Here is a 16,938-nt window from a genome sequence, read left to right as displayed (position 1 = left end):
TAGGGATGCTATTGTTCAATTTTTAAACCTTAAATCAGATTATGTATGGAAATTAATAGCCAATTGATCATCGACCGTTTGTCCCAACGGATGGATCTTGATCGCGTTTATCTCCTCAATTATCGGTTTTTAAATCAGGAGTATCATCATTTGCTTCTGGTCCTTAAGCCTGTGAACGGACTTTCACATAAAGTACTCAAACCTATTGTCGAGCTCTGTCTGATAGGTCAGGAAAACGTGTCCTTTGAGATCATCCTGATCGGTGAGCTGCTCAATAAGATAAAGATAGGTAGTATGTACTATTCATATGTTTCATCAGCCAGGTTTAACCTATATTGTTCGGGTAAGAAAAATGCCATATCGCTTGGTCACAAAGAGCTGAAAAGTGTGATGGAGATCGCTGCGGAGCTGTATAAACAGGTTTCGCCTGTTTCCATGGGTTTTCTGCAGGGGGCTGAGACATTTGCCGGGCAGGGGAGTTATCTCAGGGCAGTGTTCATGCTGCACCAGGGCATCGAAAATCACCTCCGGTTTTTACAGACATTGATCGACGGAAAAGCAAATAATGTACACCATTTAAATAGTAGGATAAAAAGCCTGGATGAGCACTTCTCCACCTTAAAAGCATCATTTATCGGTAATACTGAAGAGGAAAGGGCACGCTTTAGCTTATATGACGCTGCTTTTAATGCGGTGAAACAAAATAAGGATCTTGAAATATCTGCTGTGGATGCCTCATGGCTGTATGATCACAGTAAGTTTATACTGGATGCCGTGGAGCAGCTGTACTTCAGTTTTATGGGCGGCCTCCATATTGAATATGAAAGATTGCTTGCTGAAATGGAAGCGCAGCAACTGGCGAAGTCAAAGGCTGCTGCCGAAGAAAAGAAATCGGATATAGGAACATCATCGGTCAAGGCCAATGGATCGGTCTTGCATGCGTTTCCCTGGCCTGAACATGATCAGTCAGCGATCCATCATCTGCTTGATCAGATCCGCAGGGAGCATACGCCCGAACAGATCATGTTGCTCAATTATTATGTGAGCAATGCCTATGGTAGAGCCTTGTTTGACTATCCGTCTACCGCTTGTGGGACTGCCGATATCTACCTTGTCGTGCTCAAAAAGAGAATAGGTTCATCTTACTTTCGGAAAGTATCCTACGGTAAAGTTACGGCGGTCATATCATTTCTCAATACCGACTTTATAGCCGCAAAATTACAGAAGGGGAGTCGTTTCTCCCATACGATCTGGAATGAATCTGCTATTCTCTTTCGGGATCCGAGCTATAAGCCATGTTATGCCATTGCTCCCATTAATTGGGCGGATACCCTATCTAAAATCGAACATTGCTGGAAACGTAATTCCGCATTGATGCGGGGGCTGTTGGACATCCTGACAAACGATAACTTTTCCAGCCGGCAACTGGCCGTCATGTTACTAAACCAGCTGATCGTCGTCGGACTGCATACTTATCTCTATATCCGTATCGGCTATGCCCCACCGCATATAAGCACGGAAGAGCTGATTGAATGGACCTGTGTCTGTGATAAAAGGGTGAAAGCGTTTTTTAGCTCCAAGGATGCGGTGGAGAATATCCTGAATGCGGAGGTATTGAAGCCAATGAAAGGACGTATCCATGCGCTTCCGCAGGAGCTGGCCCAATTGGATATGGACTATTTTAAGTCCAGGGCGAAAGATATCGCCGATTTCTTGATGGATTTAGGTGGCCAGAGCCTAAGCTATATGGAAGCGAAATCGGGTATTGGCGCAAACCGGTCAAAAGGAGGTGATGATGGCCAGCAATAACCAACAGGAGAACAGTACCGGGCTGGATACAGCTCAAATTGTACCCTTAGCAGAAAAAAATAGCTTTATTATTCCTTGGGAAGAAGCGGGAAGCATGAGGTTCTCCAGCAATTATTTTGAGCGCTTATATGCGGGATCTGTTCCAATAAAAGATTACAGGTATTATCATCGACCTGTACGGGTTTCGGCAGTAAGGAGGTTTGAATGGTCCATTTTTCTCGCAGAGGGAAACAAGAGCCGGGATGTAGGTCTTGTTGTTGAAATGCTGGATGCAGGGCTTAAAGTGAGCTGTGACTGTAAGAAGCGGCATACAAAACTCTGCGACTTTGCCATTATTGGACTTTATGGCAGATTTGAGCATTCCGATATGTTTCTTGAAAATCTGTTTGTGAAACAAGTCGACGATCTGCCCGAAAGCCAGCACAGGTTTTTTCAGTTTGGGGTTTATCATTCCTATGGCCATGGCCGAAAGGTTTATCTAAAAAATCATGAGCAATTTGGTCAGGTGTATACCTATTTTGATCATCAGCCGCTTGAAGCTGCATTAAAGAAGAATGAATCCGAGCGTCTTTGGACGGCACCTCACCGGGCTGCTCCACCCAAGTTTATGTATGTTGTTCCAACTGAGCGACAGGTAGATGGTTTACCTTTTTTAATTCCGTTTATAATCGATAGAAAATTAAACTACTTGAGAGAAGAAGCTGTGGATGCAATGCCCAATATTGCGGAATCCGATGTTTTAAAAGTGGACTTATGCCGTAAGATCTTACGGTATTCTAATATCCTGGAAAATGAGGCAGACCCTTCGGATGGGCACCATGTGCCGGATGAGGAAGCAGGGGATGGGGGGGACGTATTGAATGATCAAGCAAAGTCGATCAGAAAAGAGCAACTGATCAGTGCCTGGCGTGATCTGCTGGAAAAATCAGGTCAGGTATTTCCGGTCACATTTGTGAACAGAAATTATACAAGAATCAATCTTGAACACATTAAATGTCCCTCGAATTTTAATGCTAGGCAGCGTAATGTGCTGTTGGCTGGAGAAGACCTTCGTTTAAGACTCCATCTACAGGAACAAAGCGATCACCTGCTGCTGTCACTGATCGTAAGTTATAAAGGTGAGGAACTGAGCTGCTGTGTTTCAGAATGCAGTTCACATTTTTTCTTTATCAACCTTGATGACAATACCTGCTTATTTGTTGATCACCCGGAAAAAGAGTTTCTGCTACGCTCCTTTTCTGGTTTTTCCAATAAAATAACGGTTCTACAAAAAGACTATTCAAGTTTCTTTGACGATTTGCTCGTGCCTTTGTCAAGGTTATTGCATATCAGCATAGACTCCTCAAAGAAAGCGTCTGTGTTTGTTGAGAAAACAGTCCATATGCCTGCTCAATTTAAAGTTGTCGTGGAGAACGAGGGGGAAACTTATTTAAATTTTGGACTGAAGTATATATTGAATGAGACGGAGGAATGTGAAATCGCTAGCGGTGGAAACCTGATCCTAAAATCAGACGCTGGCTGTTGTTATTACATCGAGCGGGACCTCGCCGCAGAAAATGAATTTAATGCTTTTGTCGAAGCGCAATCGTCTCATTTTGAAATGGGAAAGAATAAAGCCGTCAAGCGCTTGGACACGGCATATTGTGACCGAAACTGGCTGTATGAATTTACAAAAAAATGCACGGTCAAAGGCTACAAGACCTTCCTGAATAAAATTCCTAAAGGGAAGAGTTATTACCCGCATCAGCTGAAGTGGGAGGTATTGGATGTCCGTCAGGAAAATAATCTATTTTCTATTCACATTGTTTTCAGGTTTGACACGTTCAAGTTTCTGCCAGGAGATTTTGAAGAAAACATGAGATACAATTGCGGCAGCATAAATTTGGGGGATCAATCGTATGGCTATATCAAGGCATCGGATAGGGCGCTGTTTGAACCTTTATTTACCTACGGCACTGTAAATGGGGCCTGCATTCAACTGACTTCTGCCCAGCTGCTTTCTTTTCAAACGCAACTGGAGACAATAGATCCAAAAATTATACAGGGGAGCATTCGCCAACGTCGGGAAAAGCTGGAACGGATCAACGAAATTCCACTGTTGGAAACTCCGGAATCGGTCAATGCCCTGTTGAGACCCTATCAGCAGACCGGGTATAGCTGGATGGCATTTCTCAATGAATTCCAGTGGGGGGGTATCCTGGCCGACGATATGGGACTGGGAAAGACCCTGCAGGCGATTACACTCCTGGAATATTTTTATCAAAATAATCCTCAGGCAGACCCATCTATTATTGTCGTCCCCAACTCTCTGCTTTTCAATTGGGAGTCGGAATTTAAAAAATTTGCGCCCGACCGGAAATTATGTATTTATCATGGTCGGAACAGAAGGGAGGACATGGAAATGTCGAAAGGAACTATTGTGGTTACGACCTATGGAACGGCGATGAGCGATGCTGATCTATTACAGGAGCAACTATTCAGTTATATGATCCTGGATGAATCGCAGGCTGTGAAAAACCGGAATTCAAAACGTTTTAAGACACTTTATGCGCTAAATACCTGCTATCGCATCGCCATGACGGGAACGCCTGTTGAAAATGAAATTGCGGATCTCTATGCACAGATGAGTATGGTCAACCCTGGATTTTTTGGCAACTACCGCAATTTTAATAGCATGTTCGGCAATAAAAAGGAAGATGAAGTTCCAAGAGATAAGATCGAGCAGTTGCAAAAAATGATCGCCCCATTTTTATTGCGGCGGACCAAAAAGCAGGTCGCTTTAGACCTGCCTGAAAAGACGGAAACTATCCTTTATCTGGATATGCTGCCCGAGCAACGGAAAATATACGATACTTACAGGAAACGTTTTAAGGCGGATATTGAGGAAAACCTGAATAGTGATGATTCCGCTAAATCCAAGTTCATCGCGCTTGAAGCACTGATGAAGCTCCGTAATATCTGTAATTCACCGCAATTGGTTAAGGGATCAGATTACCAGGCTGATTCCATAAAATTGGACTATATCGATCAAATCCTGAGGGAGGTGATCCCCGGGCATAAGGTATTGCTTTTTTCCTTTTTCACTTCCATGCTGAAACTTGTGGAGGACCGTATCCGCCAAAGAGGGATTGCTGCAGTGCGCCTGGATGGCAAGCTTTCCCGGGAACAACGGCAGCTGGCAGTCGACACATTCCAGCAAGACGATGCCTGCCGTGTTTTTCTGATCAGCTTAAAAGCCGGCGGAACAGGTTTAAACCTGACGGCTGCCGATTATGTATATATCCTCGACCCTTGGTGGAATCCCGCTGCTGAAGCACAGGCAATCGACCGTTGCTACCGTATCGGTCAGGATAAGCATGTGATGGCCTATAAGATGGTATGCCGGGATTCTGTTGAAGAACGCATCTTGGCCCTTCAGGACCATAAAAAAAGAATGGCCGAAGGGCTGATCCTGGATGAAGCTAATCTGATGAAATCCATCAGTAAAGAAGAACTGCTCAAATTATTTGAATAACCAGTGATAAACTTAACTTATGAAAACTGAACCTACAATTAAAACTTCTTATTCGGGAATGATGGATGCCCATGATTTTGTGATGTGGTACACTTATTTTACACGTCGGCTAAAGCAGGGATGGCGCCCCGATGAGCTTTCTTTTTTAATGGGAAGACCGGATCATGTGTATCTGGATTTTGAAAAGATATTTCAGGTTCCACAATTTTTGCTCCACGAAGCGCTGCTCCTGGATAGGATCTACGCATGTGCCCAGCCAATAGAGATGGAATTTCACCGGGATGATTCTTTTGACGGAAGTGAGAAACGGCTGGTTCGCCTCATGATCGAGGAAGATGAGGTGAAATGGTCCTACAAAATTGTGATACCCTGGAAATTTTCGACAAAGAAAGATTTGACAAAGAAAACGACCACTAAACCACCGCTGCTTCAATTTGAGGAGTGGAAAGCCGAAAAGGACCTTCAGCTTGAATCGGATGCGATGCTGCACGTACGGCAGCGTATCGACCATTTATTGGACAGTGGGTTCTTTGCGCAGGGTGCCGCGCCCTGGCAACTGTTCCGGAAAGTGGAATATACCGGACAGGTACACCTGCAGATCTTTCCAAGGCACCTGAAAAATGTGCTCTATAGCCTGATCCAACAAAATAAATTGGTGGTCAGGAACGTGGATAGGGGCTATTCGTTTTATCTGGTCGATAGCGAGGAGGAGCGATGCATCATTTGATCAGCCAACCTGCAATGGAGCGATATCGTACGGAATGCTCCATACGGTACGCGGGTATAATTTATCTCTTGATCTTAAACCGGATTAGCTGTGGTTTTACCAGGGAAGAGCTCGCATTCCTAATGGGGCAGGAGGGAAACTATATCAAAGCGATGGAAGAGCTCCAGATTCCTGTGGGGGATTTGGAAATTATGGTTCATCTCAATTGGGTATTTAATCAAAGAAAAATAGATATCAGCACGTTCGATCACTCGACGAATTATCCATTTGAGCTGTCCATCTGGGAGGAACAGGGGATTCGTTATTACCAAATGGAATATGTTATCAATACGGTGGAAACGGTTGTGTTTTTTTACCTTATGGAGGAGATAGGGGGACGAGTGCCTGAACCTGGCCGGATTGGGATTGAGCGGATAGCCGTAAAAAAACTGCTGAATAAATTGCTTGCCATGAATCACTTTAAGAAGTATAGGACAGCGCTTCAACTTTGGCGATGGGTAGAAAAACAGATCGACGAACGAATCCGTGTCAGCAGTTTGATGGAAGAGCTGGAGTTGATGGTAGGGAAGAAAGGAGCAGCCCCATTACGTAAATCTAAGACCAAAAGTTTTGGTTACCGTTATATTCAACACAAATAAAAATATGAGAGATACCCAACCAGTACCCTTAGTGGTACCCCGAAATTTTAGATTGATCTGCGAGCTCTTTGGAGTACCAGTGGCTGCCTTTATACAGTTGTTTCTGGACCATTATTCTTTTATGGATCTACATCTTAAGGATAATTCCAGTTATAATTTGGCCACCCGAGGAATTAGCTTTGTCAATCATCTGGTTAAAACAGAAAAGACTCCTTCACTCATGTTGGACAAAAGTGAAAGGGATCTAGGTGTTAAACTAACGCAACGTCAGGTAAAAATAGCCGTAAATAGAAATTACAGCATTGCAGAACGAAGGAATAAAGGACGAGTGATCACAGGACAGCTTTATGATCTTTTTGCTAAAAAAGTGATGCTTAAAGATACTCTTTATTTAGATGAGAACACCTGTTTCAAACTGAGTAAAGATCTGTTGTTAACTTGTATCTTAAATAATATTCATCCTGCCCGTTGTATAAACACGTTGATGGAACAAGTTTCCATTCCGAATTATTTAGCGACGATGCACCTGGATAGAGGTACCTATAATCCCATTTTGGGCTTCATTCTCCGCGTGCAGGATGGCTATGGCAATATTATCGACTGGGAATACCGCCATACAGCTGCTTTTCAACAATTTATTATGGAGCTCCAGGAGCTGAATAAACGATATTTCTTTTATCGGTCATTGGATAGGAGGATAGCCATCTATCATACTTGGCTGGATGATTTTTTAGAAAATAGGAATAAAGACCTTTAATTAAAATTAGCATTAATCAAAAAGAATACGAATCAGATGAAAACTTTAGAAAGCATTAAATTAACAACAGAATTTAAACAGTTCTGCGATATATTCAATTTTACTCCAGAGGAAGTGGTGCAGGAATTTATTGACAAAATTGACATTGCACAGTATATGTGTTACCCCACTCATCCTGATCGCTGGGCAAATTTATTTGCCATGGAGTATATGATTCAGTATACACAGTCTGAGGGGATCATGTTTGAATATGAAGAGTTTGCCGAGAATTGGGTGAAAATCATGGATGCTGGTGGGGATGATGTGGTCGAAAAGACAAAGAAACTCCTGGAAGGCTGGCATAATAAGGTTCTGGAAGACCGGATCCATAAGATTATGAAAGGAGAAGACGACCGCTCAACACAATAATTGACTTATAAAATTATTGCTGTTTCAGTAATCATTGCATAAGGCAAAGCCGTAAAAGAGCAGCCCTCATTGCACCAGCTTCCCTTCAAGAATAGCTGGTGCAATGAGGGCTGCTGTGACCCTGTCTACCTGTTCGCACTAGAATTACTGACCTGAGCATACATGTCATGCAAGAAAGCAACAAGTAAGTTGTTATCCTTATGTTAAGGTTTTGTTGCTTGCTAACCCGGTTTAGTTAAAAACTGTTAATCTTTTATTCACCCTATCTTCATATAGCATTTGTAATCTTGTACCCATAAATCAAATGCACTACTTATGAAATTTAAAACCAACAATGCCTTTTGGTTATTATGTGCCATTGCAGCGAGCTCACCAGCTGTTCAAGCCAAACCTCTCCTATTAACCTCATCAGCATTGATGCATGCCCAGCAGGGCACGATCCGGGCCCGTGTCGTCGATGCGCAGGGAACTCCGGTTTCAGGAGCAACTATTCAGAACCTCAGCAGTAAAGTATCTGCCCAGTCAGATGAAAAAGGAAACTTTCAGATCACTGCCAAAATCGGAGATGAACTCAGCATTTCTTATGTGGGCTTTCGTGCCCTGGTCCACCGTGTTACTCAGTCCAATGGGCAGATCTTCTCCCTTCAGGTTGCAGAAAATACACTGGAAGAAGTCACAGTTTCCATTGGTTATCAGAAAATAAGAAAATCCGATGTAACGGGAGCAATTGCCAGTGTCAAAGCGGAGGAATTGAATTTAAGTGCACCAAAATTATCACAGGCATTGGTTGGTAAAGTGGCGGGGGTACAGGTGTCGCAGACAAGTGGTGCACCTTATGATGGTACTAAAATCCGCGTCCGTGGGATGGGCTCGATCAATGCTGGATCGGATCCATTATATGTGATCGATGGTTATCCGGCCGGAAATAATTTAAATATCAATCCCAATGATATCGAATCGATCGATGTGTTAAAAGATGCAGCCTCGGCAGCGATCTATGGATCGCGTGCGGCTGGCGGTGTGGTGCTGATCACCACCAAACGTGGTAAAGAAGGTAAAAGTCATATTGATTATGAAGTGCTGGGAGGGTTTGGCCAGCTTTCGAAGAAGGTCGATCTGCTGAATGCCGAACAGTTTATTGATCTTTTGATCGATGGACGTAATAATTCGTATAAAGACTTGCTTACAGCAAAAGGTATCGCATGGAGCGATAGCCGGCGTTTTGATGATAATGCAACCCGTATTGCCAATGTTGGAAACGCCGGATCCGTGAGTATTCCGGATGCATACTATGATTTTGCTACCGGAACAGCAAAAAAATCCACCTATGATACCGATTGGCAGGATGCCCTGTATCGTAACGCTCCTTTCCAACGGCACAATTTATCTGCTTATGGGGGCAATGATAAAAACAGGTATTTTCTGAGCGGCTCCTACCAGAATCAACAAGGAATTATGCTGGGGACAGATCAGAAGGTGTTTAATTTTCGTGCAAATATAGATAGTAAGGTGAGTAAAAGACTTACAGTCGGTGCAAATGTATCATTCACCTACAATGATAACAATGAGGTGACCACCGGTCGGTACGACCGCAGCCCTTCCATGGCGGCATTGATCTATCTGCCTACACTTCCCGTCTATAATGAAGACGGTTCTTATGCCCAATACCTGATGGCCGACCTCTCGGCGAATAATTATGGTATTCAGAATCCTGAAAATCCGTTGGCATATGTCACGGAGATCAAAAATAACCGTCGGGGCAAGAGGGGGTTATACAATGCCTTTGCAGATTTTTCCATTATTGATGGACTGAACCTGAAGGTGAATGGTGGATTATCCACCTACGATGAAAAGTACGATTACTTTCGTCCGACAAGTATTTCCGATGGTAATAACAGACCTAATTCTCCACAGGCAATCTCTGCCGCCTATGCGGATGCCAAGACCAGAAATGAGTTGGACAAGCTGTTGGAAACAACGTTGAATTACAACAAAACTTTTGGTGAAAAACATCAGGTTTCTGCACTTTTGGGCTATTCCGCACAGCGAACAGACTTAGATTATCAAGGAGTGCGAGCCAATGGATTTCAGAATAATGCCATTGGTGAAATCACAGATAAAGGAGCTGACCCGTCGAATTTCCAATTGCTGAAGGACGATACCTTCAAACGTATCACCACCCTGCAATCTTATTTCAGCCGTGTAAACTATAGCTTTGATTCCAAATATTTCCTTTCGGCCTCTATCCGGACAGATGGCTCATCGAGATTCGGACCAAATAATAAATGGGGAACTTTCCCTTCGGTTTCCGGAGGATGGACGATTTCCAAAGAGCATTTTTATACCAACTGGCTGGGGCAGCAGTCGACCGTTAAATTAAGAGCAAGCTGGGGACGCAGTGGCAATAACAACATCAAGGAGTATCGTGCGGTATCGGTATTTAACTCTCCTGCCGGGGTGATCCTGGGGGATAAAGTTGAGACAGGATATACAGCCGGAGACCTGTATGATCCTAACCTGAGCTGGGAGACAACCTCTCAATATAATGCGGGATTAGATCTCGGTCTGTTGAAAGGCCGGTTGAACATTATGACCAATTTTTATCTGAGCCGTTCATTTAATTTATTGTTTGATCAGCCGATTTCTGCAGTATCTGGATCTACGACCATATTGACCAACCTGCCGAATTCTAAAGTGCAAAATAAAGGCTTTGATGTGCAGATTGATGCGACTTTGCTGCGTAAGGATGAATTTGAACTCGGCGTTAATGGAAATATCAATGTCAACCGCAATAAAGTGCTGGACCTGGGCGGTGCCTCAACAATCCTGACCAATGGTGCCGAACGTTCTTACCTGACCCATATCACACAGGAAGGAAGTCCGATAGGGATGTTCTATGGCTTTAAGGTATTGGGTGTGGCAACTGAGGAAAACTATAAATCGGTGGCCCCATCTGCTGCTTCAACAACCCCTTTACAGCCCGGAGATCTTTATTTCGAAGATGTGGACGGCAATGGTATTGTCAATGATGCCGATAAGAGGGTAATCGGTAATCCACATCCCAACTTTACCTATGGTTTTGCCCTGAACATGCGGTATAAGGCATTTGACTTAAGAGCATCGTTTAATGGTGCTCAGGGTAATAAAGTACTGGATGGCTACGATTACTACCTCTATAATATGGAGGGATCCGGAAATCAATATGCTGATGTTGCCGACCGATATCGTTCGGCCCAGAATCCGGGAAATGGAAAGGTGTACCGTGCCTCCCGTGGTGGTACACAGAGTAACAGTACACGTCTGTCCGATTTTTACCTGCAAGACGGCTCATTTTTCCGCATGACCAATATTGCTTTGGGGTATAATATGCCTAAAAGCTTGGCGGAGAAGCTGACCTTGTCCGGAATACGGATCTATGCAACTGTTGATAATCCATTCACGATCACTAAATATAAAGGCTATAACCCTGAACCGGACTATAACCAGCGCGGTAATCTGACCCCAGGGGTGGATTATGGGCTTTATCCATTGGTAAGATCTTATAACCTTGGTCTGAAAGTTACTTTTTAAAATATACATGATGAAAAAAAGATATATACTACCCTTTGTTCTGCTGGCACTATCTTCATGCAGCAAGGATTTTTTAAATCAAAAAGACCCCAATGCGGTTACGATCAATGACTATTTTAAGTCAGAAAACGATGTACTACTAGCCGTTAATGGTCTTTATCAATCTTTACGTTCGGGAAGCACCCTTGGTGAATCCAGTACGCTGTACAATGAAGAACGCGCTGATAATACAGGCCGCAATGACAACCAGTCCAACGCGGGAGAGCCTTTTCAATTTAATGATTTCTCCTTATTGCCGAGTAATACCTATCTCAAAACACATTGGTCAGCCATGTATGCTGCAATTAGCCGCTGTAATGTCGTCCTCTCCCATGTGGATGATGTGACTTTCTCCAGTGATGAATTAAAGGGACGCTATGTTGCAGAAGCAAAATTTGTGCGGGCATTGCTGTATTTTCATCTGGTCCGCAAGTTTGGCGATATTCCCTTGTCTACAGTGCAGGTGACCAGTAAGGAACAGGCGGATGAGCTGGCCTTTCGTGAAAAGGAACCTGTCGTTTACCAGCAGATTATCAAAGATCTGACAGAAGCCTTATCGAGCGATATTCCGAATACGCAACATGACTATGTGGTAGGTAGGGCATCCAAAGCTGCCATCAATGCTGTATTGGGACAAGTATATTTAACCTTGGGCACCACACAGACTGCATCAGCTGCCGAAAACTTGGCGAAAGCAGAACAATACCTCAATGCAGCATATCAGCTGCGGACCTTTGGTAAATTAAATGAGATACCCTATACAGAGGTGTTTGATGTGAGCAAGAAAAAGACCTGTAAGGAACTTATTTTTCAGGTGGAGTATAAGCAAGGTGACCAAAATTACAGTTCCAGTATCGCGCGTAATTCCCAGGCTAAAGGCGAGACGGTCAATTCCAAGTATCCGTCGACAGGTGTGGGTGAGGTGGTGAAACTGGATCTGATCAAGGACTATGAGCAGGGCGATCTAAGGAAAGATTTTTCTGTGAAATTTGCGAAAGATCCACAGGTAAACGATTGGTTTGTGACCAAATTCAGGGACAATAGTGATGGGGCTGGAACGAATGGTTGGGGCGGCAACGACTGGATATTGATCCGTTACGCAGATGTGATGCTGCTGCTGGCAGAAGCTAAATATCATCTGGGTAAGGAAGGTGAAGCGATTGCCCTGCTGGATGAGGTCCGCCAGCGTTCAGGACTTCCTGCTTATGCCACTTCAATGTTAAATACGGCCTACCGTACCAAATATCCGACATTGAAAGATGCTATTTTGCATGAACGCCGTGTAGAGTTGGCTTTTGAGAATCAACGCTGGTTTGACCTGATCCGTAACTATAATGCACAGGAACTGGTCAGTTATTTCAAGACCAAAAACCAGGCTGATTATGGTAATGCCAAAATATCCAATATCTCCACAAAAGATAGGTACTATCCAATTCCCTTTGATGAATTTAAGCTCGATCCGGAGCGTATGTACCAAAACCCGGGTTATTAATAAAAAAGATCAATACGATATGCGGGATCATGGCCCACATATCGTATTTTTTTGAAGCCTAATTCAAAAAAATGGATTTCCCTTCTTTGGCCGATCTTTGGGCCGCCTCAAGAATTTCGATGACAGTCACATTGTTGCTTAAAGAACTTAAATCTTCCGCTGCTGACTGCTTGTGTTTTAATAGTTCTTCCAGATAAGCGATATGATGTTCAAAATAAGGAGTTTCTGTCGGAATGATCTGTGGCTGGTCGTTATGCTGACGGTATTTCACCAGCTTTTTGTCATTCTGCGCATAAAGCTGGGCCTTGGTACCAAATACCTGAAAATCTTTTACACTGTAAGGCCATGCCCAGGATGCCTGGATAATCCCGGTACTGCCATCCCGATAAGTTAAGATGATGGTGGCATCATCTTCTACTTTTGGATAGACGGCCGGTTTCAGTGTTTGTGTAAATGCGGTCACGGATACGGGCTTCTCTCCATTTTTGATCCAGGTCATCAGATTGGCACCATAACAGCCGAAATCCATCAGTGCACCACCGCCATTTTTTTGTGGATCTGTGAGCCAGTCCAGGAAATAATTGCTGCATCCAATCTCTTTGGGGCCTTCATGCCCATCTTTCACAATCATACGGGTAATTTGCCCGACATCATTTTTGTCAACCAGATCTTTCAACTGCTGATTACTGCGGTACCAGGTGGTTTCATAATTGACCAAAAAAGGAGTCTGGTTTGCTGTGGATAAGGCAGCAATACGTTTGGCATCGGCCAATGTGGTCGCCAATGGCTTTTCCACCATCACCGGAATCTTAAGGGGCATACAGACTTCAGCCACCTGGATATGCTCATTGGTTGGATTATAAGCCAAGACAACCTCTGGTTTGACATGCTTTAACAAAGTGGGAAGGTCCCGGTAAAACACGGATGCTGGCAGCTTGTATTGTTCCTGGATTTTTTTGGATAATGTTTCATTGCTTTCGGCAATGCCAATGATTTCTACTTTTTTTTCTTTGTACAGGTTTAATAAAAGAAATACATGGTCATGGTTGAGACCCGCCACAGCGACTTTGAGTGGATCATGGGCATAGGCCGTGCTGTGAAACAACACAGTGAACACAAAAAATAGACGGATAAGATGTTTCATAGTAAAAGTTTAGCTAGCTAAAGATAGTAGTTTTTGGCCGATCAATAAATCCAAATTATTTCCGGGTGGGACTGAATGATCTCGGTGACGATATCAAAATAGGTTTGGCCTCGGCCTGCCTGTAGTTCTTCCAATTGCTGTTGAAAATGGGCGTGATTAAAGGGGGAACCTGATTGGAGCTTATCTTGGTAATAGGCCAGTGTCGTCTCGACACCCAAGGATTTTCTGCTATGTGCTATATCTTTCCAAATGATACCCTGCTGTTTCACATCTTTTAATTTTCCAAATCCACCATATAATAAGTCATTGAATCCATCAAGGTTGCCGACTTGCCAGTCCTCATCGGCCATATAAACCCGGTTGATCTCAGCGTAGAAACCTGGGATGTCTCCAATCTGCCTTCCTTCAATGATGACAAAACCAAGATCTGGATTGCTTTCGACAGCACTTTTGAAATCTGCCCAGAGTTTCTCATGGGGGAATGCGGCGGTATAGTCCGCATTAAGCCATTGATCTGCCAATACGAGAAAGCCAGGCCGAAGTAGAGTAGAGGTGTTGAGGAGTGAGGTCAGGGTCGTCCTAAACTCGACAGGACCCGCACCGTTCACAAGAAGCTGGGCAAGAGTGCTAATGATATTTCTTTCATCAGTTTTCATGTCATTTCATGTTCTCATGGGGACGAATGATAAACGTGTACTTCCCTGATGACTTGATTTTTTTGGCCTTCAGGTTGATGCGATAGAGTTGCTTGCCCCAGACTTGGCTCAAACGGGAATCGTCTTGTGGAATGGTATCATAGCTGGCAATGAACTGGCCTGGGTCAAACTGTAAGATGGCATTTCCTTCTCCCAAGGTAATTTGCCCTTTATGGATTGTAGGTTCTTGAGCAACCAGAAAATGAATGATATTGGCTTGGGTTGGATTCTTAATGCTAAATTCATCCCGAATGCTCAGCCCATTGGAGGCTAGTGCATAGCTCCGGTGCCATTGTTCAACATTGGCGGACTTTGGATAAGCCTTTGCTATATCCAGCTGGAATCTGTTTTGATCAGGGAAGAATGCTACGTTTTCGGCTTTGTATTCCTTACCAAAAGATTGGTCAGCACCATTGATCATGGGGAGGTTGTGGTAGGCACTTTGCATGGTCCAAATACTGTACCGCTCATCGCTAAAGGTCTTCTTGGTATAGGTGCCAACCCCAGCGTCGATGAATAATGGTTTTTGATCCTGATAAAGGATGAAACTCCCGACGTCATTGTGGTTGTGACTTTCATTATTAAATCCTCCTTTGGCTGCAAAGAAGAAATTATCTTTTTTCAGGTACAGAAATTGTGTCTCCGGATACCATTTAAAATTATTTTGGGGAAGGGCGGCCTGAGTTGTTGCTAACTGCGGATAACATCGGAGATCTTCAAAGGCGCGAAAGATGTCCCGCGATGGTTTAAAGGTACTGCTTTTGTCACCCAGGTTTTCCATGTACCGGGCGAACTGCATCATGTCATTGCTGCTAACGTCCTGGCCATAGCGATAAATCAATAGGGGATCTCCACCACCTTTTGCGGAGGCATCAGCAAAATTGACTACCCATCTGTTTCCGCCAATATACGATTGCGCGATATATTCGCCCATATCACGGATCATCGGTTGGTCAAAGATATTGACTTGGCCATTTGTTGCGAGGGAAAGTATTTTGAGATAATCATACAGCTTGCCCGCCGCATGCCCCCAGTAGGAAGGACCTTCTTCACAGGCACCATCTGCTTTGACATAGTTCATGAAGCGATCCACGGAAGACATGGTTTTATAGATTCCTGCGAGTTGGATGTCGGGATTGTCCTCGACCAAAAGTAGGCAGGTAAGTACGTTGAAATTGCACCATGGATTCCAGTTGTTGACCAACTGTCCTTCTTTGAGTTCCAATGCCTGCCACCACATGTCGTTACGGTCTAAGTAAGGCTGTACAATGCGTTGTTCGATATGCTGTTTTAGACGGATACTGATTTCAGGATTTATCTTGTTAAAGGTATCCCGGAAGAAATAGTGTACCCAGGATAACAGTGAGCCTACATCTCCGGCCATGAGATCGACAACCTGGGTGCGTTCCTGAGGCAAAGACCGTTTGGTGGACTGAAAGGCTGGGAGATGGGCCGATAGTGACCAGGTAGCCATTTCTGTAAGTTGCCAACTGCCATTCAGAATTTGGTCAATGTATCGACCTTTGCCTTCCGCGAGTTCCGCCAGTAAAAGGTTAGCCAATGCTGTACAGTTTTCATTCATGGGCTTTTCCATGATCGTACGGTTGCCCGAACGCTCATATTCTAGGTAATCTGTTGCTTTGACCACTTGCCATTGGTAATGGAGAGCGTTATCTCCTTTTTTGATGATGTTATCCCTAAAAGGGGCCATGAGCTGATCCCAGGCTGCACGGTCTGCATATTTTGGATAGGGAACCCAGTTTTTGTCTTTAACTAAGCTGGATTTAAGATTCTCCAGCTTGAAAGTTCCTGTGAGTAAGTTTAAATCCTTTCCCAACAGCCCTTGGAGGGACAGGCTGAGGAAGAAGAGTATCAGATATTTTTTCATGATTATCACCTGTAATGTTTTTTTCAATATAATCTTTGGGCACACTTTCTAGTAAATTGCAGCGCTTAAGGTCCGCTGCGGATACAACCGGCAATCGGATAATGGGATTGTCGGATACCTCCAACGATTCTTCGAAAGGGATGCATTCTTCATCTTGATCATATGACTTTTAGATTTAATTGGATTGAAAAATAAATTTTCTGTAATGTGAATTTACAGTATTGAAAGCGAATCAGCATTGTATTTTATCGCAATCG

Annotated in this window: 11 protein-coding genes; 8 read left to right on the top strand and 3 right to left on the bottom strand. The window is 43.8% G+C overall.

Annotation, left to right across the window (positions count from 1 at the left end):
- Window positions 1–45 precede the first annotated feature (45 nt).
- From HX021_RS12145 to HX021_RS12110, 8 genes are all read left to right on the top strand, one after another.
- On the top strand, window positions 46–1,809 hold the full coding sequence (locus tag HX021_RS12145) for a hypothetical protein (protein ID WP_286590629.1): 1,764 nt from the start codon (window positions 46–48) through the stop codon (window positions 1,807–1,809).
- Window positions 1,793–5,323 carry a DEAD/DEAH box helicase gene (locus tag HX021_RS12140; protein ID WP_286590628.1) on the top strand — a complete coding sequence of 1,177 codons (3,531 nt, stop codon included), beginning with the start codon at window positions 1,793–1,795 and terminating at the stop codon, window positions 5,321–5,323. Before HX021_RS12145 ends, HX021_RS12140 begins: the two co-directional genes overlap by 17 nt.
- Before the next feature lie 19 nt (window positions 5,324–5,342).
- On the top strand, window positions 5,343–6,050 hold the full coding sequence (locus HX021_RS12135; protein WP_286590627.1) for a hypothetical protein: 708 nt from the start codon (window positions 5,343–5,345) through the stop codon (window positions 6,048–6,050).
- Window positions 6,038–6,688, top strand: a complete 651-nt coding sequence (locus HX021_RS12130; protein ID WP_286590626.1) for a hypothetical protein — start codon at window positions 6,038–6,040, stop codon at window positions 6,686–6,688. The genes HX021_RS12135 and HX021_RS12130 overlap by 13 nt, the downstream gene beginning before the upstream one ends.
- A 4-nt stretch (window positions 6,689–6,692) precedes the next feature.
- Window positions 6,693–7,445 (top strand): hypothetical protein, encoded by a 753-nt coding sequence (locus HX021_RS12125; RefSeq protein ID WP_286590624.1) that lies wholly within the window; start codon window positions 6,693–6,695, stop codon window positions 7,443–7,445.
- Window positions 7,446–7,481: 36 nt separating this feature from the next.
- Window positions 7,482–7,853 (top strand): hypothetical protein, encoded by a 372-nt coding sequence (locus HX021_RS12120; RefSeq protein ID WP_286590623.1) that lies wholly within the window; start codon window positions 7,482–7,484, stop codon window positions 7,851–7,853.
- Window positions 7,854–8,168: 315 nt separating this feature from the next.
- Window positions 8,169–11,423, top strand: coding sequence for a SusC/RagA family TonB-linked outer membrane protein (locus tag HX021_RS12115; RefSeq protein WP_286590622.1), 3,255 nt, complete (start codon window positions 8,169–8,171; stop codon window positions 11,421–11,423).
- A gap of 7 nt (window positions 11,424–11,430) precedes the next feature.
- The gene (locus tag HX021_RS12110) at window positions 11,431–12,954 is read left to right on the top strand and encodes a RagB/SusD family nutrient uptake outer membrane protein (RefSeq protein ID WP_286590621.1); all 1,524 of its coding nucleotides are present in this window, start codon (window positions 11,431–11,433) and stop codon (window positions 12,952–12,954) included.
- A 58-nt stretch (window positions 12,955–13,012) separates the two neighbouring features.
- Here the strand turns inward: HX021_RS12110 and HX021_RS12105 are convergent, their stop codons facing one another.
- The 3 genes from HX021_RS12105 to HX021_RS12095 are packed head-to-tail and all read right to left on the bottom strand — an operon-like array spanning window position 13,013 to window position 16,681.
- Window positions 13,013–14,098: a Gfo/Idh/MocA family protein gene (locus HX021_RS12105; protein WP_286590620.1), complete on the bottom strand. Its 1,086-nt coding sequence runs from the start codon at window positions 14,096–14,098 to the stop codon at window positions 13,013–13,015.
- A 41-nt stretch (window positions 14,099–14,139) separates the two neighbouring features.
- Window positions 14,140–14,754 carry a barstar family protein gene (locus HX021_RS12100; protein WP_286590619.1) on the bottom strand — a complete coding sequence of 205 codons (615 nt, stop codon included), beginning with the start codon at window positions 14,752–14,754 and terminating at the stop codon, window positions 14,140–14,142.
- A gap of 1 nt (window position 14,755) precedes the next feature.
- Window positions 14,756–16,681: a heparinase II/III domain-containing protein gene (locus tag HX021_RS12095; RefSeq protein WP_286590617.1), complete on the bottom strand. Its 1,926-nt coding sequence runs from the start codon at window positions 16,679–16,681 to the stop codon at window positions 14,756–14,758.
- Window positions 16,682–16,938: the final 257 nt, after the last annotated feature.

It is taken from the genome of Sphingobacterium sp. N143 (assembly GCF_030325625.1).
Classification (GTDB): domain Bacteria; phylum Bacteroidota; class Bacteroidia; order Sphingobacteriales; family Sphingobacteriaceae; genus Sphingobacterium.
The sequence above is the reverse complement of the archived record's forward strand: the minus strand, read 5'-3'. Positions and strand labels throughout refer to the sequence as shown.

Bases quoted from the DNA above. Each gene is read 5' to 3' on its own strand.
- HX021_RS12095 (WP_286590617.1), bottom strand. From the start codon at position 16,681: ATGAAAAAATATCTGATACTCTTCTTCCTCAGCCTGTCCCTCCAAGGG.
- HX021_RS12135 (WP_286590627.1), top strand. From the start codon at position 5,343: ATGAAAACTGAACCTACAATTAAAACTTCTTATTCGGGAATGATGGAT.
- HX021_RS12130 (WP_286590626.1), top strand. From the start codon at position 6,038: ATGCATCATTTGATCAGCCAACCTGCAATGGAGCGATATCGTACGGAA.
- HX021_RS12145 (WP_286590629.1), top strand. From the start codon at position 46: ATGGAAATTAATAGCCAATTGATCATCGACCGTTTGTCCCAACGGATG.
- HX021_RS12105 (WP_286590620.1), bottom strand. From the start codon at position 14,098: ATGAAACATCTTATCCGTCTATTTTTTGTGTTCACTGTGTTGTTTCAC.
- HX021_RS12125 (WP_286590624.1), top strand. From the start codon at position 6,693: ATGAGAGATACCCAACCAGTACCCTTAGTGGTACCCCGAAATTTTAGA.
- HX021_RS12140 (WP_286590628.1), top strand. From the start codon at position 1,793: ATGATGGCCAGCAATAACCAACAGGAGAACAGTACCGGGCTGGATACA.
- HX021_RS12110 (WP_286590621.1), top strand. From the start codon at position 11,431: ATGATGAAAAAAAGATATATACTACCCTTTGTTCTGCTGGCACTATCT.
- HX021_RS12115 (WP_286590622.1), top strand. From the start codon at position 8,169: ATGAAATTTAAAACCAACAATGCCTTTTGGTTATTATGTGCCATTGCA.
- HX021_RS12120 (WP_286590623.1), top strand. From the start codon at position 7,482: ATGAAAACTTTAGAAAGCATTAAATTAACAACAGAATTTAAACAGTTC.
- HX021_RS12100 (WP_286590619.1), bottom strand. From the start codon at position 14,754: ATGAAAACTGATGAAAGAAATATCATTAGCACTCTTGCCCAGCTTCTT.